Raw genomic sequence first — 25259 nt, 5'->3', positions numbered from 1 at the left:
TCAGCCGATCTCGCCGCGCACACCGCCGGTCTGGGCGCGGTCGAGCAGGAGGTGGTCGAGCAGCACGCAGGCCATCATGGCCTCGCCGACCGGCACCGCGCGGATGCCGACGCACGGATCGTGACGCCCCTTGGTCACCACCTCGGTCGGCTGGCCTGACTTGGTGATGGAGGCGCGGGGCTTCAGGATCGAGGAGGTGGGCTTGACCGCGAAGCGCACCACGACGTCCTGCCCGGTGGAGATCCCACCCAGCACGCCGCCCGCATGGTTCGAGGAATAGACAGGCATTCCGTCGTTGCCGAGGAAGATCTCGTCCGCGTTCTCCTCGCCGGTCAGTCGGGCCGCCGCCATGCCCTCGCCGATCTCGACGCCCTTGACCGCGTTGATGCTCATCATCGCCGCGGCGAGGTCGGTGTCGAGCTTGCCGTAGACCGGCGCGCCAAGCCCCGCGGGCACGCCCGAGGCGGTCACCTCGATCTCGGCGCCGCAGGAATTGCCGGACTTGCGCAGATCGTCGAGGTACGAGGCCCAGGTCTCGGCCGTCTGCGCGGACGGAACCCAGAACGGGTTGGCACCCACCTCGGCGAAATCGCGCGGGCCCTCGATCCCGTGGGCACCCATGCGTGTCATGTAGCCGGTGATCGCGAGCTCGGGCGCCAGCGCGGCGAGCGCCGCGCGCGCCACCGCCCCTGCCGCGACCCGCGCCGCGGTCTCGCGCGCCGAGGATCGGCCGCCGCCGCGATAGTCCCGGATGCCGTATTTCTGCCAGTAGGCGATGTCGGCGTGGCCCGGACGGAAAGTCTCGGCGATCTCACCGTAATCCTTCGAGCGCTGGTCGGTGTTCTCGATCATCAGCTGGATCGGCGTGCCGGTCGTGTGTCCCTCGAAGACACCCGACAGGATGCGCACCTCGTCGGCTTCGCGGCGCTGCGTCGTGTACTTGTTCTGCCCCGGCTTGCGCCGGTCGAGCCAGCGCTGGATGCCGGCCTCGTCGAGCGGCACGTTCGGCGGACAGCCGTCGACCGTGCAGCCGAGGGCCGGCCCGTGGCTCTCGCCCCAGGTCGTGACGCGGAAGACGTGGCCGAAGGTGTTGAGGGACATGTGCGCTCTCCGGTTTGCCGCCCCCTGTTAGGGGAGGCGCGGGGCGCGCTCAAGGGCGGCTCTCAAGTGTAGTGCCCGATCAGCAGCGCGATTGCGAAGCAGGTCAGCATGAACGCCATCAGCTTGGCGAGATAGAGAGGACTGGGCTCGGCAGGGTTGAGGCGGTCCCAGATCTGTTTGAGGCGTGTCTTCTGGTCGGTCATCGGTCGACCCTTTCGGTCGTTGCGGGGAGGCAGGTGTCCCATGCCAGGCCGGCGGGCTCAACCGGGGTGGGCAACGCGGTCACGATTGCGCGGACGAACGCCACTTGCCCGCCCCCCCGCTCTCCACTACGTCCATCTGTACCTCGGGGTGCCGGACGGTGCGCATGCGCCCACGGCTGAGATGCGGGAGATCCCGCGAACCCGTTGAACCTGAACCGGGTAACACCGGCGGAGGGAAGGTTTTGCGGAACGAGCTCCCGCCCCCTTGCCCATCCGCCGCTTGAGAGGAGGATCGGCAATGAAAGCCACCCTGACCCTTGCAGCGGCCACCTGTCTTGCCGGCGCGGTCTCCGCGCAGGAGCAGGTGCTCACGATCTATGCGGGCGACTACGTCGCTTCGGAATGGGGCCCCGGCCCGAAGATCGAGGAGCTTTTCGAGGCACGCTGCGACTGCGATCTGCAATTCTCGACAGGCGATCTGATGCCGCGGCTGCTGCTCGAGGGCGACAACACCGAGGCCGACGTCGTCTTCGGCCTGACGACCGACGTGACCAGGCGGGCGCGAGAGAGCGGCCTTTTCGCACCGCACGGGCAGGACACGTCGACGCTCACGCTGCCCGTCGACTGGAGCGACGACGTCTTCCTGCCCTACAATTACGGGCATACGGCCTTCGTCTACGATACGGACCGGGTGACGGAGCCGCCGCAGAGCTTCGACGAGCTTCGCAACGCGCCGGACGATCTGTCGATCGTGATCCAGGATCCGCGCACCTCGATCTCGGGGCTCGCGCTCGTTCTCTGGGTGCAGGCAATCTACGGCGACGAGGCCGAAGCGGTCTGGGAGGATCTGTCGGACAACATCCTCACCGTCACCAAGGGCTGGTCGGAGAGCTACGGCCTCTTCACCGACGGGGAGGCGGACATGGCGCTCTCCTACACAAGCTCGCCCGCCTATCACATCATCGCCGAGGACGACGACACGGTGAAGGCGGCGATCTTCCCCGAAGGGCATTACTTCATGGCCGAGCTGACCGCCAAGGTCGCCTCGACCGACGTGCCCGAGCTGGCCGATGCATTCATGGCTTTCGTCCTCAGCGAGGATTTCCAGTCCATGATCGCGACAGGCAACTGGTCGTTCCCGGCCAAGCTCCCGCGGGAGGACTGGCCCGAGGGCTTCCGGCAGCTCGAGCTTCCCGAAAAGGTGCTGTTCTACACCGAGGACGAGGCCGCCGAACTCAAGGATCAGGCGATCGAGGCATGGCGCAGCGCCCTCTCGCGCTGATCGCGGGGGCGCTCGTCTGCGCCCTGACGCTGGTGCCCGTCGGAGCGGTGCTCTGGCGGGCCGACGGGCTGTCGGCGTTCGGGCCGGGCGCGTGGCAGGCGCTTCGCTTCACGCTCTGGCAGGCGATGCTGTCGGCGGCGCTCAGCGTCCTTCTCGCCATCCCGGTGGCGCGCGCGCTGGCGCGGCGCCGCTTTCGGGGGCGCTCGCTTCTCGTGACGCTTCTCGGCGCGCCGTTCATCCTGCCGGTGATCGTCGCGGTGCTGGGGCTGGTTTCGGTCTTCGGCGCGTCCGGCCTCGTGAACCGCGGACTCGATGTGCTCGGGGTCCCCGGCATGACCATCTACGGGGCGCATGGGGTGATCCTCGCGCATGTCTTCTTCAACCTGCCGCTCGCCACGCGGATGATCCTGCAGGGCTGGCTCGCCATTCCGGGCGAGCGGTTCCGTCTCGCCGCCTCGCTCGGCCTTAGCTCGCGAGAGATGTTCCGGGTGATCGAATGGCCGATGCTCGTCCGGATCGGGCCCCAGGCGGCGGCGGTCATTTTCGTCATCTGCCTCTCGTCCTTTGCCGTCGCCCTGACGCTCGGGGGCGGGCCGCGCGCGACGACTGTGGAGCTCGCCATATATCAGGCGCTCCGGTTCGATTTCGATCTCGGGCGCGCGGCCATGCTGGCCTGCCTGCAACTGGCGCTCGCGCTCGCGGCCGGGCTGGTTGCACTGCGGCTCTCGGGCCGGGCAGGGCAGGGCGCAGGGCTCGACCGTGTGGTGCCGCGCTGGGATGCCGCACGGGGCCCGGCCCGCGCACTCGACGCATTCGCCATCGGGCTTGCCGCTCTTTTCCTTCTGACCCCACTCGCGCTTGTCGCGCTGAACGGAGCGCCGGGGCTCCCGGATCTCGGCTGGCCGGTCTGGCGCGCCGCGCTGCACTCTATCGCCGTGGCGCTACTCTCGACGGCACTTTGCCTGATCTGGGCATTGCCGCTTGCCACGCGGCGCGGAGAGGTGGTCGGCCTTCTCGGCATCGCCGTCTCGCCCCTCGTGCTCGGGACGGGGCTCTTCATTCTCGTGCGTCCTTACGTGAACCCGGTTGCGCTGGCGCTGCCGGCCACGGCACTCGTCAACGCGCTGGTCGCCCTGCCGTTTGCGCTGCGCATCCTGCGTCCCGAGGCAGAAGCCGTCCGCACGGATTACGGCAGGCTCGCGGCGGCGCTTGGCCTCTCGCCCCGGCTCTGGCTGACGCGGATCCTTCTGCCCCGCCTGCGCCGGCCGCTCGGATTCGCCGCGGGGCTGACCGCGGCGCTGTCGATGGGCGATCTCGGCGTGATCGCGCTCTTTGCCGATCCCGAGCGGGCGACGCTGCCCCTGCAGGTCTACCGCCTCATGGGCAGCTACCGGATGGAGGCGGCGCAGGGCGCGGCGCTTCTTCTTCTGGCGCTGTCGCTCGCGCTCTTCTGGCTCTTCGACCGGGGAGGACGCGTTGCTGACGCTTGAGGCCCTGACTGTCCGAGCGGGCGATTTCGCCCTGTCGGCCGACCTCTCGCTGGACGCGCCGGGGCGGGTCGCGGTGATCGGACCGTCCGGGGCGGGCAAGTCTACCCTGCTCGATGCCGTCGCGGGATTTAGGACGCCCGCATCGGGCCGCGTCCTCTGGAACGGCTTGGACATCACGGGTCTGCCGCCGGGCAAGCGTCCGGTCGCGACGCTCTTCCAGGACAACAACCTCTTTCCGCATCTCAGTCTCGACGAGAACCTCGCGCTCGCCATTCGGCCGCGCGGGGGGCGGCTCGACAAGTCCGAGGCGCAGCGAAGGGACGCCGCCTTGTCTCGTGTCGGGCTCGGCGGGTTCGGGCAGCGCCGCCCCGGGGAGGTGTCGGGCGGACAGCAGAGCCGCGCAGCGCTCGCCCGCGTGATCCTGCAGAACCGCCCGGTCATGCTGCTCGACGAGCCCTTCGCGGCGCTCGGTCCCGCGCTGAAGGCGGAGATGCTCTCGGAGGTGCGCCGAGTCGCGGACGAGATGGGCGCGCTCGCCCTGATCGTCACCCATGATCCGGGGGACGCCCGCCGCTTCGCCGAACGGACCGTCGTCGTCGCCGAGGGGCGGGCTGCACCCGCGCGACCGACGGAGGAGCTTTTTGCCGATCCGCCGCCGGCGCTGCGCGACTATCTCGGGACCTGAACGGCACGTGGCCGATGCGCCACCCAGGGTCAGGGCCGGGCTTCGGCACGATTGACTTGGCCTGCGGACTTCAAGACATTCGCCCAAGACCATGACGGGCCGCATCATTCGTCTGCGCGCCTTCCGCAACGATGAGAAGACGAGGCCCCCCATGAGCGATCCCGCCCAAATCGACGACACCCTGCGCGACACGATCATCGCCAAGCCGGATATCGTTCTGGAGGACGCGGACCTGATGCGCGCTCTCGTCGCCGCGAACGAGCGCTCGATGGGAAGCAACATCGTCGATCTGCGCGGCATCGCGATGGAGCGGCTTGAAACACGGCTCGACCGACTCGAGGAGACCCACCGCTCGGTGATCGCGGCGGCCTACGAGAATCTCGCCGGCACAAACCAGATCCACCGCGCGATCCTCCGGCTGCTCGATCCGCTCGATTTTGAGACCTTCCTGCGCGATCTCGGTGGCGACGTGGCCGATATCCTGCGGGTCGATTGCGTGAAGTTGGTTCTCGAGAGCCGCGAGGGCGGCGAGGTGCCGGCGGTGCGCAAGCTTGGCGAGGTGCTGACCGTGGCCGAGCCCGGTTTCGTCGACCAGTATATCGGCGAGGGGCGCAACGCGCCGGTGCGTCAGGTGACGCTGCGCCAGCTCGCTCAGGGTGACAAACGTGTCTATGGCGAGCTCGCAGGCTGGGTCGGCTCCGAGGCCTGTCTCAAGCTCGATTTCGGCGACGGACGTCTTCCGGGCCTGCTCGTGCTCGGCGCGGAGGATGCGCAGCAATTCTCGCCGGCGCAGGGCACCGACCTTCTCGCCTTCTTCGCCGGCGTGTTCGAGCGCTCCATGCGGCGCTGGCTCTCGTGACAGTCGAGATCAGCCCGCAGGCGCGCGATGCGCTCGAGGGCTGGCTCGCGGCGAGCCGGGCGCTCAAGGGCAGCGCCGAGGCGACGCTCGCCGCGTATCGAACGGACGTTGTCGGCTTCATCACCTTCATGACGGGCCATTTCGCGGAGCCGCAGGGCCTCGCGCCGCTCTCGCGGATCGAGACGCGCGACATGCGCTCGTGGATGGCCGCCGTGCGTGCGGACGGGGCGGGAGCCCGGACGATGGCCCGCAAGCTCTCGGCGGTGAAGGCGTTCTATCGCTGGCTGGCCGAGCGCGAAGGCTTCGAGCCGACCGCGGTGCTGTTGGCGCGGGCCCCGAAATTCGAGAAGAAGCTGCCGCGTCCGCTGACCGAGGAGGCCGCCCGCGACATGATCGGCGCGGTCGAGGTGCAGGCGGGCGAGGGCTGGATCGCCGCGCGCGATGTCGCGGTCATCACGCTACTCTGGGGCTGCGGTCTGCGGATCTCCGAGGCGCTCGGGCTGACAGGGGCCGATCTGCCGATGGGGCAATCCCTTCGAATCCTCGGCAAGGGCGGGAAGGAGCGGCTCGTTCCCCTGCTGCCCGTCGCGCGGCGGGCGGTGGAGGAGTATATCGCGGTCTGCCCCTTCGAGATGACGGCAGGAGATGCGCTCTTTCGCGGAGCGAAAGGCGGCCCTCTCAATCCCCGGCTCGTCCGGTCGGCGACCGAGAAGGCGCGCGCGCAGCTCGGCCTGCCTTCGAGCGCGACGCCGCACGCGTTCCGGCACAGCTTCGCGACGCACCTTCTGGCCTCGGGCGGCGATTTGCGGGCGATCCAGGAACTCCTCGGCCACGCTTCGCTCTCGACGACGCAGGCCTATACCTCGGTCGACAGCGCCCATCTCATGCGCGTCTATGCGGCGGCGCACCCCAAGGGCGGATAGGGCTTTCGCCCGTCCCGGCCGCGCCATAGGCTCGCGGCTGACCGAACCCGGGAGATCCGCGATGCTAACGCTCTATTCCTCCGATGCCTCGCCCTTTGCGCGCATGGTGAGGGTGTGCCTGCACGAGACCGGCCTCGGGGCGAAGACCGAGATCCGTAACGTCAAGAGCACGCCGATGGAGCCCGACACGGGGCTGGCGGCGGCGAACCCGATCGGCAAGCTGCCGGCGCTTGCGCGCGACGAGGGGCCTGCGATCTACGACAGCCGCGTCATCTGTCGGTATCTCGACGCGCGGTGCGGGGCGGGGCTCTATCCGGAAAGCCGGCTCTGGGAGGTTCTGACGCTCGAGGCGCTGGCGCACGGCATCGCGGAGGCGGCGCTGGCAATGACCTACGAGGTGCGCCTGCGTCCCGAGGACAAGGTGCATGAGCCCTGGCGCGAGGCCCAATGGGCCAAGATCGCGCGCGCGCTCGACGCGCTGGAGGAGCGCTGGACTTCGCTGCTGAAAGGCCGCGTGACGATGGCGCAGGTGGCTCTGGGATGTGCCCTCGGCTATCTCGACCTGCGGCTGGCGGACCGCGACTGGCGCGCGGGTCATCCCCAGCTCGCCGAGTGGCAGTCGGCGTTCGCGCAGCGCCCGTCCATGACGGAGACTGCGCCCGCCTGAGGCTAAAACGCTGCGCCGCATGATCGAATGCAGCGCGGCGCCCAGAAGAACGGACGCCCGGCGAGGGCGCCCCGCGTCCTCAGAACTTCAGCGTCAGGCCGAAATTCACCGCGTTGGTCTTGATGTTCGACTCGATGGAGCCGTCGCCCTCGAGCTCGACCTCGTTGTGCGACGCGGTGAACTGGTATTCGCCAAAGAGCGAGACGCGCTCGGTGATGTCGTAGCTCGCGCCGGCCATCAGCCGCATCGCAGGGCCGCCGATCTGAAGCTCGTAGGTGTCGAACCCGTTGGAGCTGTCCACGTCCACATGCGGCAGCGACAGACCGACGCCGCCGCCGACGTAAGGCGTCAGGGAATTGAAGCGGTCGGGCCAGCGGTAGAGCGCGTTCGCCGTGACGATGTTGAGGCCGTCGGTGAATTCGAGGCGGTCGAACCCCGCGTCGTCCTTATCGTCGTCGGGCGCGTAGACCTTGGTGTGGGTGAATTCCGCGCCGAAGCCGAGCCGGTCGGTCCGCCACCAGGTGCCGCGGATACCGTAATAGATGGGCATCTCGAAGGAGCGGCCTTCCCAGCCGATCAACGCGTCGATATCCTCGCCCGTGCCGGGATAGTCGCCGTTGATCCGGCTGTGAGGAGAGGTCTGCCAGCCCGAATAGAGCGAGAACTCGAAGTCCTGTGCGGTCGCGCTCGAGGTGGTGCAGAAAAGCGACAGCGCAGCAATGGCCGCCGCCGCGGAAATGTTCGTCTTCATCGTATACCCCAAGGGAGAGTGCCGCTTCCGACAAAGCGTTATACGCTTAAGTGGTTCCGCTCAACCGCGACACAAGAGCGCTTTGCCGAATTGCGCTCTTTTGACTTCTGGACGGGACCGGGCGGCCTCGTTAAACAGCGGCCGCATGAGCCGCATTGCGTCTGCGCACAAGCGGCCCACCGAATAATGCGCGCCCCGCTGCGGGCTCAGGAATGGAGATGATCTCGTGTCCCACGCAGACGATCACGCAGGCACCCGGAGGGATTTCCTCTTTTACGCCACAGCGGGTGCCGGGACGGTGGCGGCCGGTGCGGCGGTCTGGCCCCTCGTCAACCAGATGAACCCTTCGGCCGACGTGCGTGCCCTGTCGTCGATCCGCGTCGATGTCTCGGGCGTCAACGAAGGCTCGCAGATCACCGTGAAGTGGCTCGGCAAGCCGGTCTTCATCCGCTACCGCACCGCCGAGGAGATCGAGCAGGGCCGCGAGGTCGACCTGTCGCAGCTCGTCGATCCGATCGCGCGCAACGCGAACATCCAGGGCGAAGCCGACGCGACGGACGAGAACCGCACTCTCGACCCCGAAGGCCAGTGGCTCGTGATGATGGGCGTGTGCACACATCTGGGCTGCGTGCCTCTCGGGGACGGAGCCGGCGATTTCGGCGGCTGGTTCTGCCCGTGCCACGGCTCGCATTACGACACCGCCGGCCGCATCCGCCGCGGACCCGCACCGCAGAACCTGCCGGTGCCGGTCGCCGAGTTCGCCGACGAAACAACGATCGTCCTGGGTTAAGGGAGGAAAATATGGCTGGTATTCCCCACGACCATTACGAACCGAAGACCGGGGGCGAGAAGTGGCTGCATTCGCGGCTGCCCGTGCTCGGAATTCTCTACGACACGATCATGATCCCCACGCCCAAGAACCTGAACTGGATGTGGATCTGGGGCATCGTGCTGACCTTCACGCTTGTGTTGCAGATCGCCACCGGCATCACGCTGGTCATGCACTACACGCCTGACGTGAGCCTCGCCTTTGCGTCGGTCGAGCATATCATGCGGGACGTTAACGGCGGATGGGCCCTGCGCTACATCCACGCGAACGGTGCCTCGCTGTTCTTTGTCGCCGTCTACTTCCACATCTTCCGCGGCCTCTACTACGGCTCCTACAAGCAGCCGCGCGAGGTCACCTGGATCATCGGCATCCTGATCTACCTGCTGATGATGGGCACCGCGTTCATGGGCTACGTTCTGCCCTGGGGGCAGATGTCGTTCTGGGGCGCGACGGTGATCACCGGTCTCTTCGGCGCCATCCCGTTCATCGGTGAAGGCATCCAGACCTGGCTGCTCGGCGGGCCCGCGGTGGGCAACTACACCCTGACGCGGTTCTTCTCGCTGCACTACCTCTTCCCGTTCGTCATCCTCGGGCTGGTGATCGTGCACATCTGGGCCTTCCACACGACGGGCAACAACAACCCGTCGGGCGTCGAGGTCCGCCGCGGCTCCAAGGCCGAAGCGGCGAAGGACACCGTGCCGTTCTGGCCCTATTACGTGCTGAAGGACCTCTTCGCGCTCGCCGTGATCCTCGCCGTCTTCTTCGCGATCGTCGGCTTCATGCCGAACTACCTCGGTCACCCCGACAACTACATCGAGGCCAACCCGCTCGCGACGCCGGCGCACATCGTGCCCGAATGGTACTTCCTGCCGTTCTACGCGATCCTGCGCGCCTTCACCGGCGAGGTCTGGGTCGTGCAGCTGGCGAGCTTCATCACCGGCGGCATCGTCGACGCGAAGTTCTTCGGCGTGCTCGCGATGTTCGGTGCGATCGCGGTCATGGCGCTGGCACCCTGGCTCGACACCTCCTCGGTCCGCTCGGGACGCTATCGTCCGATGTTCAAGTGGTGGTTCGCCCTGCTGATCGTTGACTTCATGGTCCTGATGTGGGTGGGCGCCCAGCCGACCACGTTCCCCTACGACTGGATCTCGCTGATCGCCTCGACCTACTGGTTCGCGTACTTCCTCGTGATCCTGCCGCTGCTCGGCGTGATCGAGAAACCGCTCCAGCGTCCCGACACGATCGAGGCCGAGTTCGAGGCGCATCACGGCGCGTCCGGCGGCGAAGCCCAGAAGCCCAACGTGGCGCCGGCGGAATGAGAAAGGACCGAAGCATGTTCAAGAAACTCGCAGCTTCCGCCCTGGTCGCGACCCTCGTCGGCACCGGCGCCTATGCCGCGGAGGAGGGCCACGTCACCGATTACGACTTCTCATTCGAGGGGCCGTTCGGCAGCTACGATCAGGCCCAGTTGCAGCGCGGCCTGCAGGTCTACACGCAGGTCTGCTCGGCCTGCCACGGCCTGCGCTACGTGCCGCTGCGCTCGCTCGGCGACGAGAGCGGGCCGGGCTACTCGGATGCGGAGGTTCGCGCCTACGCCGAGGGCAACTTCGAGGTCTTCGACGAGGAGATCGACGATTACCGTCCTGCGCGTCCGACCGACACGTTCCCGGCGAACGAGGCGGCCGGTGCTCCCGACCTGTCGCTCATGGCCAAGGCGCGCGCAGGCTTCCACGGCCCTTACGGAACCGGCCTCAATCAGTTCTTCAAGGGGATGGGCGGACCTGAATACATCGTCTCGCTCCTGACCGGGTATACCGGCGAGGAGCGGCAGCAGGCGGGCACCATCCTCTACGAGAACGAGGCGTTCCCGGGCGGCTGGATCTCGATGGCGCCGCCGCTCTACGGCGAGGATGTCGAGTACGCGGAGGGTCAGCCCGAGCCGACGCTCGAGCAGGAGGCGAAGGACGTCGCGGCGTTCCTGATGTGGACGGCCGAGCCCAAGATGATGGCGCGCAAGCAGGCGGGTCTGACGGGCGTGCTGTTCCTCATCGGGCTCTCCGTGCTGCTTTACCTGACCAACAAGCGCATCTGGAAGCCGATCAAGCACAAGCACAGCTGATCGCGCCTGCGCCGATCCGATCTCGAAAGCCCCGCCGAACAGGCGGGGCTTTTTCGTTTGGCTTCGGAGCATTTTCACAAAGAAAAGCCCCCGCCGCAGGGCGAGGGCTGATCGGGAGGTTCGAAAGCCGCAGCTTAGATCAGACGATCTTGATACCGGCTTCCTGCGCGTCCTTGACGAAGGCGTCGAGGCCCTTGTCGGTCAGCACGTGGTTCGCCATCGCGTGGATCACCTGCGGCGGCGCCGTGCAGACATCCGCGCCGAGCTTGGCGCATTCGGACATGTGGTTCGCCGTGCGGATCGAGGCCGCCAGGACCTGCGTCTCGTAGCCGTAATTGTCGTAGATCTGCCGGATGTCCGAGATGAGGTCGAGCCCGTCGAGGTTCAGATCGTCGAGGCGCCCGATGAACGGCGAGATGAAGGTCGCCCCGGCCTTGGCCGCGAGCAGCGCCTGGTTGGCCGAGAAGCAGAGCGTGACGTTGACCATCCGGCCCTCTTCCGAGAGGACCTTGCAGGCTTTGAGCCCGTCCCAGGTCAGCGGGACCTTCACGGTGATGTTCTCGGCGATCTCGGCAAGCTTGCGGCCTTCGGCGATCATGTCTTCGGCGGTCAGCGCGATCACCTCGGCCGAAACGGGGCCGTCGACCAGCTCGCAGATCTCCTTGGTGACCTCGTGGATGTCCCGGCCGGATTTCTTGATGAGCGACGGATTGGTGGTCACGCCGTCGACCATGCCGAGCTCGTTGAGCTCGCGGATGGCGTCGATGTCGGCGGTGTCGACGAAGAATTTCATGGAGTCAGCGTCCTTCGGGGATTGCTTGGCAAAGGCTCCCGGGTGTCTTACCCCATGCGGGCAGGCGGCGAAAGCCTCGCCCGCCGCATAGGCGACAGGCATCGGGGACATGGACGGGTTCTTTCACGAGGGCGATCTGGTGGCCGTGCTCACGACGCAGCCGCTCGACCGCCCGCTCGATTACCGCGCGCCGGAGGGCGGCTGCTGGCAGGGCGCCTTCGTCGAGGTGCCGCTCGGTCCGCGCCGCGTCGTCGGCGTGATCTGGGGGCCGGGGAAGGGCGATTTCGACTATGCCAAGGTCCGGCCCGTCACCCGCGTTCTCGACGTCGCCCCGATGCGCGACGAGCTGCGGGACTTCCTCGAGAAGGCCGGGGCCTACACGCTGACGCCGCTGCCGGCGATGCTGCGGCTGGCGACCCGGGCACCGGCGGTCGGCGATGCACCGTCCATGCGCAAGATCTACCGGAAGGGCGAGGGACGGCCTGACCGCGAAACCGATGCGCGGCGGCGGGTGCTCGACGTTCTGGACGAGATGGGAGGCCTCGCGCTCACCCAGAAGGAACTGGCCGATGCGGCCGGCGTGACCGCCTCGGTGATCAAGGGCCTCGTCAAGCAGGGCGTCGTCCGCGAGGAGGATGCGCCCCGAGACACCCCCTATCCGCGGCTCGACCCCGATTGGGGTGGCAAGGCGCTGACCGAGGATCAGCAGGCGGGCGCCGATGATCTCCGCGACGGCGTCCGCAGCGGGCGCTACGGCACGACGCTCCTGAAGGGTGTGACCGGGTCCGGCAAGACCGAGGTCTATCTCGAGGCGGTCGCGGAATGTCTGAGGCAGGGACGTCAGGCGCTGGTCCTTCTGCCGGAGATCGCGTTGACGTCCGAGTTCCTCACCCGGGTCGAGGCGCGGTTCGGCGCAAGACCCGCTGAATGGCACCACGGCGTCACCTCGACCGAGCGCCGCCGGGCCTGGAAGATGATCGCCACCGGCGGCGCACAGCTCGTCGTAGGTGCGCGCTCGGCGCTGTTCCTGCCGTTCCGGAACCTCGGCCTCGTCGTCGTCGACGAGGAGCACGACACCTCCTACAAGCAGGAGGACGGGGTTCTCTACAACGCGCGCGACATGGCGGTTCTCCGCGCCTCGCTGAACGACGCACAGGTGGTGCTCGCCTCCGCGACGCCCTCGCTCGAAAGCTGGGCCAATGCCGAGGCGGGGAAGTACCGGCGCCTGACACTGACGTCGCGTTTCGGCGAGGCGGTCATGCCCGAGATGCGACCCATCGACATGCGCGGGGAGGACCTCCCGTCGAACCGCTGGATCTCGCCCACGCTCAAAAAAGCGGTGACATCGCGGATCGAGCGCGGCGAGCAGGCGCTCCTGTTCCTAAACCGCCGCGGCTACGCTCCGGTCACCATCTGCCGGGCCTGCGGGCACCAGATCGGCTGCGACCATTGCGACGCTCGGATGGTGGAACACCGCTTCGCCAAGCGGCTCGTCTGCCACCAATGCGGCGAGAGCAAGCCGCTCCCCGAGGCCTGCCCCTCCTGCGAGGCCGAGGGTAAGCTCGCAGCCGTGGGCCCCGGGGTAGAGCGCATGGCAGAGGAGGCGCGCGAGGCCTTCCCGGAGGCGCGCATCGCTGTGCTGTCGTCCGATCTCTACGGCTCGGCCCGGCAGCTCAAGGCCGAGATCGAGGAGATCGCGAACGGCGGTGCCGACCTCATCATCGGAACTCGGCTGGTGGCAAAGGGACACAATTTTCCGCTCCTGACGCTTGTCGGCGTGATCGACGCGGATCTGGGCCTACAGGGATCCGACCTGCGCGCCGCCGAGCGCACGTTCCAGCTCATGCGGCAGGTCGCGGGACGCGCCGGCCGGGCCGAGAAGCGTGGCATCGCGCTCATGCAAACCTACCAGCCGGAGCATCCGGTGATCCGCGCGATCCTCTCGGGCGACGAGGAGGGATTCTGGCGCGCGGAAGCCGAGGAGCGGCGGCAGGCGGGCGTGCCGCCCTACGGTCGCATGGCGGGGGTGATCCTGTCCTCGACCGACGTGCAGGAGGTGTTCGAACTGGGCAATGCCATGGCCCGGCAGGACGGCGCGCTGCGGCGTGTCGGGGCCGAAGTCTACGGACCCGCACCGGCGCCGGTCGCGCGGGTCAGGGGGCGCCACCGCGTGCGGCTTCTGGTCAAGGCGCCGAAGGGCGTGCCGCTGCAGCGCGCGCTCGCGGAATGGGCCGGACAGTTCCGCCTGAAGGGAGAGCTGCGCATGGCGATCGACATCGATCCGCAGAGCTTCATGTGAGCGGCGCGGCTGCCCTAGCGTCAGGTTTGGTTTCCATCCGCATGCTTCGATCCGCCGCCGCGGAAGGCCGCTTGTTTGTGCGCCCACCCGCCTCTACATCAGGGCGCATGAAGCTCCGCGTTCCTTTCGTGAACCCCGCCCCCGTGATCTCGGTCGTCCGGCTGCAGGGGGCCATCGGCGGCCCCGGCCGCGGCGCCCTGAGCGACCGCAGCGTCGCCGCCCAGATCGAAAAAGCCTTCTCCCGCGGCAAGCCGAAGGCGGTCGCGCTCGAGATCAACTCTCCCGGCGGCTCGCCCGTGCAATCGGCCCTGATCGGCGCCCGCATCCGCCGTCTCGCCACGGAGAAGAAGATCCCCGTCTTCGCTTTTGTCGAGGACGTCGCCGCCTCGGGCGGCTACTGGCTTGCCTCGGCGGCGGACGAGATTCACGCCGACCGCTCCTCGATCCTCGGCTCCATCGGCGTCATCTCGGCGGGCTTCGGGGCGCATGTCTTCCTGCAGCGGCAGGGCTTTGAGCGGCGCGTGCATACGGCCGGGCGCTCGAAGTCGATGCTGGATCCGTTCCGTCCGGAGAACGAGGAGGACGTCGAGCGCCTCAACCGCTGGCTCGAGCAGCTGCACGGCAACTTCATTTCCCATGTGAAGGAGCGGCGCGGAGAAAAGCTCGCCGACAATGACGAGCTCTTCACCGGCGAGGTCTGGATCGGCGAGAAGGCGGTCGAGGTCGGGCTCGCGGACGGGATCGGTCATCTCGTCCCGATGATGAAGGACCGCTTCGGCGACAAGGTGAAGTTCCGCCGCTACGAGCAGAAGAAGCCGTTCCTCGCCCGGTTCGGAACCCAGATCGCGCAGGACGCGCTTGCCGGGATCGAGGAGCGGGCCGAATTCGCGCGCTTCGGCCTCTGACATGATCCTGAAGATCGTCATCCTCTTTCTCGTCTTCATGGGCGTGATCGGCATGTTCGGCAAGTTGCGCATGCCCAAGGGATTGCGGGTCGGCCAAAGGAAATGCCCCGATTGCGGACGCTACCGGATCGGGAAAGGGCCATGCCCTTGCAAGGTGGGAAAGGGCTGACATGGTCTGGTTGATGGCGGCGCTGGGGCTGGGAATCCTGCTCCTCGCAGGGGATGCTCTGGTGAAAGGGGCGGTCAACGTCGCATTGAGGCTCGGCGTGCCGGCTCTCATCGTCTCTCTCACGATCGTGGCCTTTGGCACCTCGGCCCCGGAGCTGTTGATCTCGGTCAATGCCGCGCTCGACGGTGTGCCGGGCATCGCGCTCGGCAACGTGGTCGGATCCAACACCGCCAACATCCTGATGGTGCTGGGCATTCCGGCGATCATCGCGGTCATGCACACTGTGGATTGCGATTCCCGAAAGAGCTACGTGCTGATGCTCGGCGCGTCGGTTCTCTTCATCGGGCTTGCCTTCCGCGGGACCTTCGACTGGATTTCCGGCATCGTGCTGCTTGCCGTTCTGGCAGCGATCCTCGCCGACAATTTCCGCGACACGGTCAAGCACCGGCGCGCGGGCGAGGCGGCGCTGGACGAGGAGGAGGTCGAGGGCGCCGATCCGGGCATGGCCTGGTGGAAGATCCTGCTCTACCTCGCGCTCGGCCTGATCGGCTTGCCGCTCGGGGCGGACCTGCTCGTCGACAGCGCGCGCGAGATTGCGCAGCGTTTCGGCGTCTCGGACACGGTCATCGGCCTCACGCTCGTCGCCGTCGGCACGTCATTGCCCGAGCTTGCCACCACGGTCTCCGCGGCTTTGCGGAGGCAGACGGACGTGGCGCTCGGCAACGTGATCGGGTCGAACATGTTCAACCTGCTTGCCATCATCGGCATCGCCTCCCTGATCACCCCGATCGAGGTGGATCCGGAGTTCCTGCGCCAGGATCTCTGGGTGATGCTGGCCGCGTCCCTGGCGCTCGCGCCGTTCGTATTCCTGAAATGGAGCCTCAGCCGGGTCTGGGGGATCGTCTTGTCCCTCGCATATGTGGGCTACGTCCTCAGCGTGTTGGGGTAATTGGGGGTCTCCGGGCATGACTGAAACGATCCGGCACCGCGCTCTCGTGACCGGCGGCGGCAAGAGGCTGGGCCGCGCCATGGCGCTCTATCTCGCCGACCGCGGATGCGACGTCGCCGTGCACTACAACGGGTCGGCCGATGCGGCCGAACAGGTGGCGCGGATGATCCGCGAGAAAGGCCGCGAGGCGGTCACCGTGCAGGCCGACCTTCTGGACGAGGCGCAGACGCAGGCGCTGCTCGGTCGCGCGGCGGCGGACCTCGGCGGGCAGATCACGCGCCTCGTCAACAACGCCTCGATCTTCGAGCACGACGACATCACAAGCGCTACGCGCGAGAGCTGGGACCGCCACATCGAGAGCAACCTGCGCGCGCCTTTCGTGCTGACGCAGGCGCTGGCAGAGCAGGTGCCGGCCGTGATGTCGGACGCGAACGGAGAGCCGGTGGCGCAGGGCCTCGTCGTCAACATGATCGACCAGCGGGTCCGCAAGCTGACGCCCGAATTCATGTCCTACACGATCGCAAAGATGGGCCTCTGGGCGTTCACCCGCACGGCAGCCCAAGCGCTCGCACCGAGGGTCCGGGTGAATGCCATCGGCCCGGGGCCGACGCTCCAGGGGGGGCGGCAGTCTGACCAGCATTTCGCGAAGCAGCGCGCGGCGACGATCCTCGAGCGCGGAGCGAACCCGGAGGACATCTGCGGCGCCCTCGGATACTTCCACGATTCTCCCGGCATCACTGGTCAGCTTCTCTGCGTCGACGGGGGACAGCATCTCGCCTGGCAGACCCCGGACGTCATCGGAACGGAGTGACGCGGAGCTGAATTGTGGCAAAGTTGTGCACCGCCTCTCTTCCCCGTCATGAAACCGTTACCCAAATCTTAATGATTACATGCCTTTGCAATAGGGAGCGAATTTTGTGCTTCAAAAACAGTACCTTGTTATTCCGCCTGTTTTTTGGGCAAAGTAACGAAGGCCCTTGTTTACAAGGTTAATAGGCGCCAATTCCAGACTTTCCCTCAGACTTGTCCACAACTTCGGTGGATGTCTTTGGACTTGATTGTCGGCCGAAGCGTGTGAGTCGCGAGGAGAATCGCGATGGGCGTTGCAATTCTGACGTGATGAGCGATCCACCGAACGGATGAGTGAAGAGAACACCGAAAACGCCCCGCAGCTGACCGGGCATGCCTGCATCCAGAGTTACCTGAAGACTCTCGAAACGAGCCCGGGGGTCTACCGGATGCTCGATGCCCAGAGCCGGGTGCTTTATGTCGGCAAGGCCCGGAACTTGCGCGCGCGGGTGTCGAACTACGCGCGGCCCTCGGGACACAGCCCGCGCATCTCGCGCATGATCCGCGAAACCGCGTCGATGATGTTCCTCACGACGCGGACGGAGACGGAGGCGCTGCTGCTCGAGCAGAACCTCATCAAGCAGCTCAAGCCCAAGTTCAACGTGCTCCTGCGGGACGACAAGTCGTTCCCGAACATCCTCGTGACCGGCGATCATCCCTATCCGATGATCAAGAAGCACCGCGGCGCCAAGAAGGAGAAGGGTAGCTATTACGGCCCCTTCGCGAGCGCCGGGGCGGTGAACCGCTCGCTCAACCAGCTGCAGAAGGTATTCCTTCTGCGCAGCTGCACGGATTCGGTGTTCGAGACCCGGACGCGGCCGTGCCTGCTGCACCAGATCAAGCGGTGCTCGGCGCCCTGCGTGGGCAAGATCTCGGAGGAGGATTACGCCGAGAGCGTGTCGGACGCGGAGCGGTTCCTTTCGGGCCGCACCACGCAGATCCAGGAAACGCTCGCCAAGCAGATGCAGGCCGCCTCCGAGGCAATGGAGTTCGAACGGGCGGCGGCGCTGCGCGACCGCATCCGCGCGATGACGCAGGTGCAGACTTCTCAGGGGATCAACCCGCGGGGCGTGACCGAGGCGGACATCCTCGCCCTTCACATGGAGAACGGGCAGGCCTGCGTTCAGGTCTTCTTCATCCGTGCGAACCAGAACTGGGGCAACCGCGACTTCTATCCGCGGGTCGGCGAGGATGTGGGCGAGGCCGAGGTGCTCGAGGCCTTCATCGGCCAGTTCTACGACACCAAGGACCCGCCGCCGCTGCTGCTCCTGTCGCACGATATCGAGAGCCCCGACCTCATGACCGAGGCGCTGACCGAGAAGCTGGGGCGCAAGGTCGAGATCGCGGTGCCGAAGCGCGGCGAGAAGGCCGAGCTGATGGACGGCGCACTGCGCAACGCGCGCGAGAGCCTCGGGCGCAAGATGGCCGAGAGCGCGGCCCAGGGGAAGCTTCTGCGGGGTCTTGCGGATGCCTTCGGGCTGCAGACGGTGCCGGAGCGGATCGAGGTCTACGACAACTCCCACATCCAGGGCGCGCACGCGGTCGGCGCGATGATTGTCGCCGGGGCGGACGGGTTCATGAAGAACCAGTACCGCAAGTTCAACATCCGCGGCGACGAGCTGACCCCCGGCGACGATTTCGGCATGATGAAGGAGGTGCTCGCGCGGCGTTTCAAGCGGCTGCTGAAGGAGGATCCCGACCGCGACAAGGGGCTCTGGCCCGATCTGCTGTTGATCGACGGCGGCGCGGGGCAGGTCTCGGCGGTGCACGAGATCATGGCCGAGCACGGGGTCGAGGACGTGGCGATGGTCGGCGTCGCCAAGGGCGTCGACCGTGACCACGGCAAGGAGGAGTTCCATCGCTTCGGCGAGAGGCCCTTCGCGCTCCGGCGCAACGATCCGGTGCTTTATTTCGTCCAGCGCCTGCGGGACGAGGCGCACCGGTTCGCCATCGGAACGCATCGGGCCAAACGCTCGAAGGCGGTCTCGGCCAATCCGCTGGACGAGATCGCCGGGGTGGGGGCGTCGCGCAAACGCGCGCTTCTGCAGCATTTCGGGTCGGCGAAGGCGGTGGGTCGGGCGAATCTCGCCGACCTGAAGGCGGTCGAAGGCGTCAGCGCGGCGCTGGCCGAGCGTATCTACGGCCATTTCCACGAAAGCGGCTGACGGCTGGGCGGCCGCTCGGCCTGCGGCCATCGCCCCGCCCACCGTCCCGTGGACCGCCCGACGAGGACAAGAGCGCGCATGTCCCGCGGGAACCGTCGGGCGACGCCACGGTTTGTCGAGGACACAATTCCCTCGAAAGGTATTCGCCATGCGCCGCACCGCCCTCGTCACCATTCTCATGGCCGGGCTCGCCGTCCCCGCCATCGCGCAAGAGACCGGCTCGTCCGACCCGGCGCCGCAGCAGGAGCAGCAGCAGGCGCCCTACATCACCGCGACGATGCTGCAGGACGCAAGGATCGTATCGCTCGAGGGCGAATACGATGCCGGCACCTGGGACGGCGGCGAGCCCCTGCAGCCCATCCTCGCCGGCCTGAGCGAGATCGGCGACGTGTCGGAAATCCTTCTCGACGATGCAGGGCAGGTGCAGGGCATCACCACCGATATCGGCGGTTTCATCGGGATCGGGCAGAAGACCGTGATGATTCCCCTCGCCGATCTGCGCCTTGCCCGCTCTCCCGACGACGAGGACATCACGATCGTCACGCGGCTTGGCAAGGAGCAGCTGGAACAGGCGCCCGAGTTCCAGACCGCCGAGGACTGATCACACCCTGAGGTGGTCGAGCGTCGCGCGCAGATGGTCCGGGATCGCGCGCGGCGCACCCTCGCGGTCGGTCAGCACGTTCTGGAAGAAGCCGAGGGTCGCCGCCGGGTCCGCGTCACCGCGGAAGAGGCCGACCTCGATCCGGTAGGACGAAGTGCCCATGCCGGCCAGCCTGAGGCCCGCCTCGATCTCGTCCGGAAAGCCGATCTCGCGGAAATAGGTGCAGCCGTTCTCGACGACGACGAACCGGATCGCCTCGGGCCCCCTTATCGCGATCCCCTGCGCCATCTGCCAGAGCGAGATCACGTTGTCGAAGATCGCGTAATAGGCCGCGTTGTTCATGTGGCCGTATTCGTCGTTGTCCGCCCAGCGGGTCTGCACGGGCAGGAATGCGGCGAATTCGGAACGGGTCGGCGGCGGGATGCGGGGCATGGGGTCAGCTCCGGATCAGGCGGAACGCGGTGGAGGCGCCCCAGCCCGCGGCGATGGCGAGGGTCAGCGAGAGAAGGCCGTAGACCAGCGGCAGGTCGCGGGAGAGATTGTAGAGCCAGCGCTCCAGGCCGACCTTCCGGACCTCGATGACTCGCTCCTCCTCTCCGATCACGGTGCCGCCCCGGGTGAGGAAGATGCGTGTGGCATAGGCTCCCTCGGTGAGGTTCGCAGGCAGCCGGATGCGGGTCGAGAAGAGCGTCTCCTCCCGCACGTCCACCGCCCCTTCGCGAAGTTGATAGAGACCGGCATCGCCGCGGATGCGGATGACCGCCTCGGAGAAGGCCGCGGCATCCTCGATGTCCATCGGCGCACCGACCGAGCGTATCGCACGGGGGACGGAGATGCTGTGGCGCAGGTCCTCGACGTTCGAGACGACCTGACCGAAGGGCCCCGAAGTCGCGACCGCGTAAAAGGACGGCGCGAGGTCGATCTCGACGGCATCGGCGTTCACCCAGATGCCGAAGCGGCGCTCCTTGCGGTAGACCGTCAGCGGCACGAACGGCCCTGAGACGGTCACCACCACCTCGAGCGGGGGATCCTCCGGAATAGGCACCTCGCGTTTGACCGCGCCGTAGACGAGGATCTCCGAGCCGTCGAAATCTGTGGAGATCGACACCGCGTCCTGGCTGAGGCCGAGAACCACGTCCTCTTGCGCTGCGGCGGGCAGGGAGAAGGCGATCAGGAGAAGCGCGAGACGGATCATGTCGGCGAGCCTTCCTGGCTGATCACGTAGAGCTCGCCCGGAGACAGCACGAGATCGAAGGCCAGCTTGATGCAGACGCCGACCACGAGGAGCGCGAGCAGGATGCGCAGCTGCTCGGCCCTGAGCCGCGCGCCGAGGGCGGTACCGATCTGCGCCCCGACGACACCCCCGGTGATGAGCGCGAGGGCGAGGAAGATGTCGACGGTCTGGGTCGTGACCGCATGCAGGATCGTCGTGAAGCCGGTGACGAAGATGATCTGGAAGAGCGACGTGCCGACGACCACCTTCGTCGGCATGCCGAGGAGATAGATCATCGCGGGCACCATAATGAAGCCGCCGCCCACGCCCATGATCGCCGCGAGGATGCCGACGGAGGCGCCGACGAGCAGCGGCGGGATGGCCGAGATGTAGAGGCCGGAGGTCCGGAACCGCATCTTGAACGGCAGGCCGTGCACCCATCCGTGGCTCCGGCGCTTGGGCGCGGCGCCCTTCTTGGCATTGAGGAGCGCGCGGAGGCTCTCGACCAGCATCAGCCCGCCGATGATGCCAAGGAAGACCACGTAGCAGAGGCGGACCAGCAGATCGACCTGGCCCTGCTCCTTGAGGAAGTTGAAAAGCCAGACCCCGAGCGCCGATCCGAAGAGCCCGCCGACGAGGAGGACCGTGCCCATGCGTAGATCCACCGTCTTTCGCCTGAGATGGGCGAGAACGGCCGAGACGGAGCTCGCCACGATCTGGTTCGCGCCCGTGGCCACGGCGACGGCAGGCGGGATGCCCAAGAAGAAGAGGAGAGGCGTGATCAGGAAACCGCCCCCGACGCCGAACATACCCGAAAGGATCCCCACCATGACACCGAGGCCCAGCAGAAGGATCAGACTGACCGAAACCTCGGCGATGGGGAGGTAAAGCTGCATGGCAGCAATCTGCGAGAGGGCTGCGGGGAAGGCAACGGGGTGTTGGGTGTCGCAGGGATCAATGTTGCGCAGAGGGTGCTCCCTGACGGTGACGAAACGGTCTGGCCGCTTGCGACACGCGTCAGCCGAGCTCGAGCCGCGCGTCCCGCGGCCCGAAGGTCGGCTCAAGCTCCGGTGAGGACGCCTGGCGGCATGGGGCTCCGCCTCCGTCGCGCTTGCCCGGACCAGGCGGCTGGGCTAGGCCCCGCGCCATGCCCAGATATGCGCTCAAGGTGGAATACGACGGCGGGCCCTTCTCGGGCTGGCAATGGCAGGACGATCGCCCCTCCGTTCAGGGTGCGATCGAAGCCGCGTTGGCACGGCTCGAGCGTGGCGTTCCGCGCATCGGGGCGGCGGGGCGGACCGATGCCGGCGTGCATGCGCGTGGACAGGTCTGCCATTGCGACATGGCGAAGGACTGGGCGCCCGGAACGCTGATGAACGCGCTCAACCATCACCTGAAGCCGTCGCCGGTCGCGATCGTGGCGGCGGCGTCTGTGCCGGAGGACTGGCACGCGCGGTTCTCGGCACGGGAGCGGAGGTACCTTTTCCGGATCCTCAATCGCCGGGCGCGGGCGACGATGGAGGCGGGGCAGGTCTGGCAGGTGCAGCGCCCGCTCGATGTGGACGCGATGCGGCAGGGAGCGGCGCATCTGGTCGGACGGCACGACTTCACGACGTTCCGCTCGACGATGTGCCAGGCGAAGAGCCCGGTGAAGACCCTCGATGCGCTCGATATCGCCGAGGTCGAGACCGGCGCGGGGCGCGAGATCCATGTCTCGCTCAGCGCACGATCATTCCTGCACAACCAGGTGCGCAGCTTCGTCGGCACGCTCGAGAAGGTCGGCAGCGGGTCTTGGCCGCCGGAGCGGGTGCGCGAGGCGCTCGATGCGCGGGACCGGGCCGCCTGCGGGCCGGTGGCGCCGCCGCAGGGGCTCTACCTGACGGGCGTGGGCTATCCCGAGGATCCCTTCGCCTGAGGGCGGGAACCGCGCCGCGCGTTCGCCGTTTGCTCGGGATACCCGGCATTCGGAAGGACAGGACATGGGCTATTCCAAGGGCGATCGCGTCGAGTGGGACTGGGGCAACGGCACCGCCGACGGCGAGATCGAAGAGCGCTTCACCCAGAAGGTCACGCGCACGATCAAAGGGAGCGAGGTGACGCGCGACGCCAGCGTCAACGAGCCCGCCTTCCTGATCCGGCAGGACGACGGCACGCCTGTCCTCAAGAAGAGCACCGAGGTTCGGAAGAAGAGCTGAGATGCGGGGCGGGGCGGGGCCTAGACGGTCTCGCCCTTCGACATCCGGTCGAGGAAAACTTCCGCCTCGGACAGCACTGTTTCTTTCCGGTCGTCCTTCATTCGGTCCCAGGTCGCGTACATCTGCGCCATGCGGGGGTTCTTCTCGAACTTCTCGCGATGCCGGTCCATGAAGTGCCAGTAGAGCAAGTTGAAAGGGCAGGCGCCCTCGCCGGTCTTCTTCTTCACGGAGTAGGCGCAGTCCGAGCAATAGTCCGACATCCGGTCGATGTAGCTGCCGGAGGAGACGTAAGGCTTTGAGGCGATCACCCCGCCGTCTGCGAATTGGCTCATGCCCACAGTGTTTGGCGCCGTGACCCATTCGAAGGCGTCGACATAGACCCGCATGTACCAGTCCTCGACCTCCGCGGGATCGATCCCGCAGAGCAGTGCGAAGTTGCCCGTCACCATCAGTCGCTGGATGTGGTGGGCATAGGCGTCCTCCCGTGTCTGCTCCACCGTCTGCGCGAGGCATCGCATATGCGTCTCGGCCCCCCAGTAGAGCGGGGGCAGGGCACGCTGGTGATTGAGCCCGTTGCGACGGGGGTAGTCCGGCCCTTCGTGGAAGTAGATCCCGCGCATGTATTCGCGCCAGCCGATGACCTGGCGGATGTAGCCTTCGGCGGCGTTGATCGGCGTGTCGCCGTCGCGCCAGCTCTGCTCGACTGCGTCGCAGACCTCGCGCGGATCGAGGAGGCCCACGTTCATGTAGGCCGAGATCACCGAGTGATAGAGGAAGCGCTCGCCCCCCATCATCGCGTCCTGGTAATCGCCGAACCAAGGCAGGGCGTGCTTGACGAAATGGGTGAGCGCGCGGCGGGCCTCTTCTTGCGTCGTCGCGAACCAGAACGGGCGGGCCTCTCCGAACCAGTTGCCGAAGCGGCTCTCGACGAGGTCGAGCACCGCTTCGACGGTCTCGTCGGGGCTGAAGTGCATCGGGCCGCCGAAATCGATCTCGCCGGGCGCGGGCTTGCGGTTGTCGTGGTCGTAGTTCCACTTGCCGCCCGCCGGCTCGCCGTCCTCCATGAGATAGCCGGTCTTCTTGCGCTGCTCGCGGTAGAAATACTCCATCCGGAGCGTCTTGCGGCCCTTCGCCCAGATCTCGAAATCCTCGTGACTGGCGATGAACCGGTCGTCGGGCAACTGCCGGCACTTGAGCGGCATGTCCGACAGCGCCTCGATCAGCCGCCATTCTCCGGGTTCGGTGGCGAGGACGTCGGTGGCGCCGGTCTCCTCGGCGCGGCGCAGCAGCTCGCCGGGGATGGAACCCGCGTTCTCGGTGTCGTCGAGCTCGCTGTATCGTACATCCCAGCCGTCCTGCCGCAGCTTCGCGGCAAACTTGCGCATGATCGAGAAGATCAGCGCGATCTTCTTGGGGTGGTGCTGGACGTAGGTGGCCTCTTCGGCAACCTCGGCCATGACGACGATATCGCTGGTCTTGTCGGCCTCGCGCAGGGCCGAAAGCCGCTCGGAGCATTGGTCGCCGAGGACGAGGATCAGGCGGCTCACCAGGGGATCTCCTCGAAGGCGTAGTCGTAGAAGCGACCGGTATGCTCGGGTCCGAGCCTATCGAAGAGATCGCAGAGGCGCCGGGCGGCGACATCCGCGGTGACCGTCGGATGGTGGTCGGAATAATCCGCCGTGAAGCGCGTCTCCACCGTGCCGGGATGGAGGGCGACGCAGGCGAGGTGCCGGTGCGACCGGGCGAACTCCACGGCGGCGGTATGGATTACCTGGTTCACCGCGGCCTTCGCGGTGCGGTAGGAATACCACCCCCCGAGTCCGTTGTCGCCGATCGACCCGACGCGCGCCGACAGCGTCGCCATCACCGCGGGTGTGCGGCGCGGCACGAGCCGGATCGCGTGTTTCAGCACCAGCGCCGGGCCAATCGCGTTGAGGCGGAACTGGCCGAGCATCGCCTCGGGATCGAGCCGCCTGATCGTCTTCTCGGGATGCGCACCGTCCACCTCGAGCGCGCCGGTCGCCGTGAACATCAGATCGAACGGGCCCTCCAGCGCCCCGAGCTGGGCCTCGACCGAGCCTTCGTCGGTGACGTCGAGACCGTCCTTCGAGCGCGAGAGCCCCGTGACGGACACGCCGCGCGCTTCGAGTTCGGCCACCACCGCCGAACCGATGCCACCCGAGGCGCCGATGATGAGTGCGTTTTCCATGCG

The 25259-nt window shown here is 67.1% G+C and carries 27 protein-coding genes and 1 riboswitch; of the genes, 18 read left to right on the top strand and 9 right to left on the bottom strand.

What is annotated here, in order from left to right:
* On the bottom strand, positions 1-1101 hold the full coding sequence (gene aroC / locus OCH239_RS08070) for a chorismate synthase (protein WP_037260798.1): 1101 nt from the start codon (positions 1099-1101) through the stop codon (positions 1-3).
* 62 nt (positions 1102-1163) lie between these two features.
* Positions 1164-1304 (bottom strand): hypothetical protein, encoded by a 141-nt coding sequence (locus OCH239_RS22595; RefSeq protein ID WP_157577825.1) that lies wholly within the window; start codon positions 1302-1304, stop codon positions 1164-1166.
* Between the two features lie 134 nt (positions 1305-1438).
* Positions 1439-1558, top strand: a riboswitch (TPP riboswitch).
* Positions 1559-1602: 44 nt separating this feature from the next.
* Here OCH239_RS22595 and OCH239_RS08065 point away from each other — a divergent pair.
* From OCH239_RS08065 to OCH239_RS08040, 6 genes are all read left to right on the top strand, one after another.
* Complete coding sequence (locus tag OCH239_RS08065) at positions 1603-2586, top strand: thiamine ABC transporter substrate-binding protein (RefSeq protein WP_037260796.1); 984 nt, start codon at positions 1603-1605, stop codon at positions 2584-2586.
* A complete protein-coding gene (locus OCH239_RS08060; protein WP_037260794.1) occupies positions 2562-4076 on the top strand; it encodes an ABC transporter permease family protein in 1515 nt (504 codons plus the stop codon). The genes OCH239_RS08065 and OCH239_RS08060 overlap by 25 nt, the downstream gene beginning before the upstream one ends.
* Positions 4063-4761: a thiamine ABC transporter ATP-binding protein gene (locus tag OCH239_RS08055; protein WP_037260793.1), complete on the top strand. Its 699-nt coding sequence runs from the start codon at positions 4063-4065 to the stop codon at positions 4759-4761. The genes OCH239_RS08060 and OCH239_RS08055 overlap by 14 nt, the downstream gene beginning before the upstream one ends.
* Before the next feature lie 151 nt (positions 4762-4912).
* On the top strand, positions 4913-5620 hold the full coding sequence (locus OCH239_RS08050; protein WP_037260918.1) for a DUF484 family protein: 708 nt from the start codon (positions 4913-4915) through the stop codon (positions 5618-5620).
* Entirely contained in the window at positions 5617-6543 is a 927-nt protein-coding gene (locus tag OCH239_RS08045; RefSeq protein ID WP_037260790.1) for a tyrosine recombinase XerC, read from the top strand. The genes OCH239_RS08050 and OCH239_RS08045 overlap by 4 nt, the downstream gene beginning before the upstream one ends.
* Before the next feature lie 61 nt (positions 6544-6604).
* On the top strand, positions 6605-7210 hold the full coding sequence (locus tag OCH239_RS08040; RefSeq protein ID WP_037260786.1) for a glutathione S-transferase: 606 nt from the start codon (positions 6605-6607) through the stop codon (positions 7208-7210).
* Between the two features lie 79 nt (positions 7211-7289).
* Here OCH239_RS08040 and OCH239_RS08035 read toward each other — a convergent pair whose 3' ends face one another.
* Complete coding sequence (locus OCH239_RS08035) at positions 7290-7961, bottom strand: outer membrane protein (RefSeq protein WP_037260783.1); 672 nt, start codon at positions 7959-7961, stop codon at positions 7290-7292.
* A gap of 226 nt (positions 7962-8187) precedes the next feature.
* On the opposite strand from OCH239_RS08035, the gene petA reads away from it, so the two are divergent.
* Genes petA through OCH239_RS08020 form a run of 3 tightly spaced genes read left to right on the top strand, consistent with a single transcriptional unit; the run spans position 8188 to position 10909 of the window.
* Positions 8188-8751, top strand: a complete 564-nt coding sequence (gene petA, locus OCH239_RS08030) for a ubiquinol-cytochrome c reductase iron-sulfur subunit (RefSeq protein WP_037260780.1) — start codon at positions 8188-8190, stop codon at positions 8749-8751.
* An 11-nt stretch (positions 8752-8762) separates the two neighbouring features.
* Positions 8763-10109, top strand: a complete 1347-nt coding sequence (petB, locus tag OCH239_RS08025) for a cytochrome b (RefSeq protein ID WP_037260776.1) — start codon at positions 8763-8765, stop codon at positions 10107-10109.
* A 14-nt stretch (positions 10110-10123) separates the two neighbouring features.
* Complete coding sequence (locus OCH239_RS08020; protein ID WP_037260773.1) at positions 10124-10909, top strand: cytochrome c1; 786 nt, start codon at positions 10124-10126, stop codon at positions 10907-10909.
* A gap of 139 nt (positions 10910-11048) precedes the next feature.
* Here OCH239_RS08020 and fsa read toward each other — a convergent pair whose 3' ends face one another.
* The gene (gene fsa / locus OCH239_RS08015) at positions 11049-11702 is read right to left on the bottom strand and encodes a fructose-6-phosphate aldolase (RefSeq protein ID WP_037260770.1); all 654 of its coding nucleotides are present in this window, start codon (positions 11700-11702) and stop codon (positions 11049-11051) included.
* A gap of 109 nt (positions 11703-11811) precedes the next feature.
* Here fsa and OCH239_RS08010 point away from each other — a divergent pair, with 109 nt between their 5' ends.
* The 7 genes from OCH239_RS08010 to OCH239_RS21655 all read left to right on the top strand — a co-directional run bounded on the left by OCH239_RS08010 (position 11812) and on the right by OCH239_RS21655 (position 19639).
* Positions 11812-14001 carry a primosomal protein N' gene (locus OCH239_RS08010; protein ID WP_037260767.1) on the top strand — a complete coding sequence of 730 codons (2190 nt, stop codon included), beginning with the start codon at positions 11812-11814 and terminating at the stop codon, positions 13999-14001.
* 107 nt (positions 14002-14108) lie between these two features.
* Positions 14109-14906 carry a S49 family peptidase gene (locus OCH239_RS08005; RefSeq protein ID WP_037260764.1) on the top strand — a complete coding sequence of 266 codons (798 nt, stop codon included), beginning with the start codon at positions 14109-14111 and terminating at the stop codon, positions 14904-14906.
* Between the two features lies 1 nt (position 14907).
* Positions 14908-15075, top strand: coding sequence for a hypothetical protein (locus tag OCH239_RS23270; protein WP_037260761.1), 168 nt, complete (start codon positions 14908-14910; stop codon positions 15073-15075).
* A 1-nt stretch (position 15076) separates the two neighbouring features.
* Entirely contained in the window at positions 15077-16024 is a 948-nt protein-coding gene (locus OCH239_RS07995) for a calcium/sodium antiporter (protein ID WP_037260758.1), read from the top strand.
* A gap of 16 nt (positions 16025-16040) precedes the next feature.
* Positions 16041-16835, top strand: coding sequence for an SDR family oxidoreductase (locus tag OCH239_RS07990; protein WP_037260755.1), 795 nt, complete (start codon positions 16041-16043; stop codon positions 16833-16835).
* Positions 16836-17163: 328 nt separating this feature from the next.
* Positions 17164-19038 carry an excinuclease ABC subunit UvrC gene (gene uvrC, locus OCH239_RS07985; RefSeq protein ID WP_037260752.1) on the top strand — a complete coding sequence of 625 codons (1875 nt, stop codon included), beginning with the start codon at positions 17164-17166 and terminating at the stop codon, positions 19036-19038.
* A 148-nt stretch (positions 19039-19186) separates the two neighbouring features.
* Positions 19187-19639, top strand: coding sequence for a PRC-barrel domain-containing protein (locus OCH239_RS21655; RefSeq protein WP_051489361.1), 453 nt, complete (start codon positions 19187-19189; stop codon positions 19637-19639).
* Here the strand turns inward: OCH239_RS21655 and OCH239_RS07975 are convergent, their stop codons facing one another.
* The 3 genes from OCH239_RS07975 to OCH239_RS07965 are packed head-to-tail and all read right to left on the bottom strand — an operon-like array spanning position 19640 to position 21748.
* Complete coding sequence (locus tag OCH239_RS07975; protein ID WP_037260749.1) at positions 19640-20071, bottom strand: acyl-CoA thioesterase; 432 nt, start codon at positions 20069-20071, stop codon at positions 19640-19642.
* Positions 20072-20075: 4 nt separating this feature from the next.
* A complete protein-coding gene (locus OCH239_RS07970; RefSeq protein ID WP_037260746.1) occupies positions 20076-20834 on the bottom strand; it encodes a TIGR02186 family protein in 759 nt (252 codons plus the stop codon).
* A complete protein-coding gene (locus tag OCH239_RS07965) occupies positions 20831-21748 on the bottom strand; it encodes a sulfite exporter TauE/SafE family protein (RefSeq protein WP_037260743.1) in 918 nt (305 codons plus the stop codon). Before OCH239_RS07965 ends, OCH239_RS07970 begins: the two co-directional genes overlap by 4 nt.
* Before the next feature lie 251 nt (positions 21749-21999).
* Here OCH239_RS07965 and truA point away from each other — a divergent pair, with 251 nt between their 5' ends.
* Entirely contained in the window at positions 22000-22767 is a 768-nt protein-coding gene (truA, locus tag OCH239_RS07960) for a tRNA pseudouridine(38-40) synthase TruA (protein WP_037260740.1), read from the top strand.
* Between the two features lie 64 nt (positions 22768-22831).
* A complete protein-coding gene (locus tag OCH239_RS07955) occupies positions 22832-23047 on the top strand; it encodes a hypervirulence associated TUDOR domain-containing protein (RefSeq protein WP_037260737.1) in 216 nt (71 codons plus the stop codon).
* Positions 23048-23067: 20 nt separating this feature from the next.
* Here the strand turns inward: OCH239_RS07955 and OCH239_RS07950 are convergent, their stop codons facing one another.
* Both OCH239_RS07950 and OCH239_RS07945 read right to left on the bottom strand, forming a co-directional pair.
* Positions 23068-24594, bottom strand: a complete 1527-nt coding sequence (locus tag OCH239_RS07950) for a cryptochrome/photolyase family protein (protein WP_211241973.1) — start codon at positions 24592-24594, stop codon at positions 23068-23070.
* Positions 24591-25256 (bottom strand): SDR family NAD(P)-dependent oxidoreductase, encoded by a 666-nt coding sequence (locus OCH239_RS07945; protein ID WP_037260734.1) that lies wholly within the window; start codon positions 25254-25256, stop codon positions 24591-24593. The genes OCH239_RS07950 and OCH239_RS07945 overlap by 4 nt, the downstream gene beginning before the upstream one ends.
* Positions 25257-25259: the final 3 nt, after the last annotated feature.

It is taken from the genome of Roseivivax halodurans JCM 10272 (assembly GCF_000521785.1).
Lineage (GTDB): Bacteria > Pseudomonadota > Alphaproteobacteria > Rhodobacterales > Rhodobacteraceae > Roseivivax > Roseivivax halodurans.
This window is presented reverse-complemented; position numbering and strand designations above follow the sequence as displayed.

Bases quoted from the DNA above. Each gene is read 5' to 3' on its own strand.
- OCH239_RS07990 (WP_037260755.1), top strand. From the start codon at position 16,041: ATGACTGAAACGATCCGGCACCGCGCTCTCGTGACCGGCGGCGGCAAG.
- OCH239_RS08020 (WP_037260773.1), top strand. From the start codon at position 10,124: ATGTTCAAGAAACTCGCAGCTTCCGCCCTGGTCGCGACCCTCGTCGGC.
- OCH239_RS08060 (WP_037260794.1), top strand. From the start codon at position 2,562: ATGGCGCAGCGCCCTCTCGCGCTGATCGCGGGGGCGCTCGTCTGCGCC.
- uvrC (WP_037260752.1), top strand. From the start codon at position 17,164: ATGAGTGAAGAGAACACCGAAAACGCCCCGCAGCTGACCGGGCATGCC.
- OCH239_RS22595 (WP_157577825.1), bottom strand. From the start codon at position 1,304: ATGACCGACCAGAAGACACGCCTCAAACAGATCTGGGACCGCCTCAAC.
- fsa (WP_037260770.1), bottom strand. From the start codon at position 11,702: ATGAAATTCTTCGTCGACACCGCCGACATCGACGCCATCCGCGAGCTC.
- aroC (WP_037260798.1), bottom strand. From the start codon at position 1,101: ATGTCCCTCAACACCTTCGGCCACGTCTTCCGCGTCACGACCTGGGGC.
- OCH239_RS07945 (WP_037260734.1), bottom strand. From the start codon at position 25,256: ATGGAAAACGCACTCATCATCGGCGCCTCGGGTGGCATCGGTTCGGCG.
- truA (WP_037260740.1), top strand. From the start codon at position 22,000: ATGCCCAGATATGCGCTCAAGGTGGAATACGACGGCGGGCCCTTCTCG.
- OCH239_RS07975 (WP_037260749.1), bottom strand. From the start codon at position 20,071: ATGCCCCGCATCCCGCCGCCGACCCGTTCCGAATTCGCCGCATTCCTG.
- OCH239_RS08050 (WP_037260918.1), top strand. From the start codon at position 4,913: ATGAGCGATCCCGCCCAAATCGACGACACCCTGCGCGACACGATCATC.
- OCH239_RS07955 (WP_037260737.1), top strand. From the start codon at position 22,832: ATGGGCTATTCCAAGGGCGATCGCGTCGAGTGGGACTGGGGCAACGGC.
- OCH239_RS07965 (WP_037260743.1), bottom strand. From the start codon at position 21,748: ATGCAGCTTTACCTCCCCATCGCCGAGGTTTCGGTCAGTCTGATCCTT.
- OCH239_RS08040 (WP_037260786.1), top strand. From the start codon at position 6,605: ATGCTAACGCTCTATTCCTCCGATGCCTCGCCCTTTGCGCGCATGGTG.
- OCH239_RS23270 (WP_037260761.1), top strand. From the start codon at position 14,908: ATGATCCTGAAGATCGTCATCCTCTTTCTCGTCTTCATGGGCGTGATC.
- OCH239_RS08005 (WP_037260764.1), top strand. From the start codon at position 14,109: ATGAAGCTCCGCGTTCCTTTCGTGAACCCCGCCCCCGTGATCTCGGTC.
- OCH239_RS07995 (WP_037260758.1), top strand. From the start codon at position 15,077: ATGGTCTGGTTGATGGCGGCGCTGGGGCTGGGAATCCTGCTCCTCGCA.
- OCH239_RS07970 (WP_037260746.1), bottom strand. From the start codon at position 20,834: ATGATCCGTCTCGCGCTTCTCCTGATCGCCTTCTCCCTGCCCGCCGCA.
- OCH239_RS21655 (WP_051489361.1), top strand. From the start codon at position 19,187: ATGCGCCGCACCGCCCTCGTCACCATTCTCATGGCCGGGCTCGCCGTC.
- OCH239_RS08035 (WP_037260783.1), bottom strand. From the start codon at position 7,961: ATGAAGACGAACATTTCCGCGGCGGCGGCCATTGCTGCGCTGTCGCTT.
- OCH239_RS08010 (WP_037260767.1), top strand. From the start codon at position 11,812: ATGGACGGGTTCTTTCACGAGGGCGATCTGGTGGCCGTGCTCACGACG.
- petB (WP_037260776.1), top strand. From the start codon at position 8,763: ATGGCTGGTATTCCCCACGACCATTACGAACCGAAGACCGGGGGCGAG.
- OCH239_RS08065 (WP_037260796.1), top strand. From the start codon at position 1,603: ATGAAAGCCACCCTGACCCTTGCAGCGGCCACCTGTCTTGCCGGCGCG.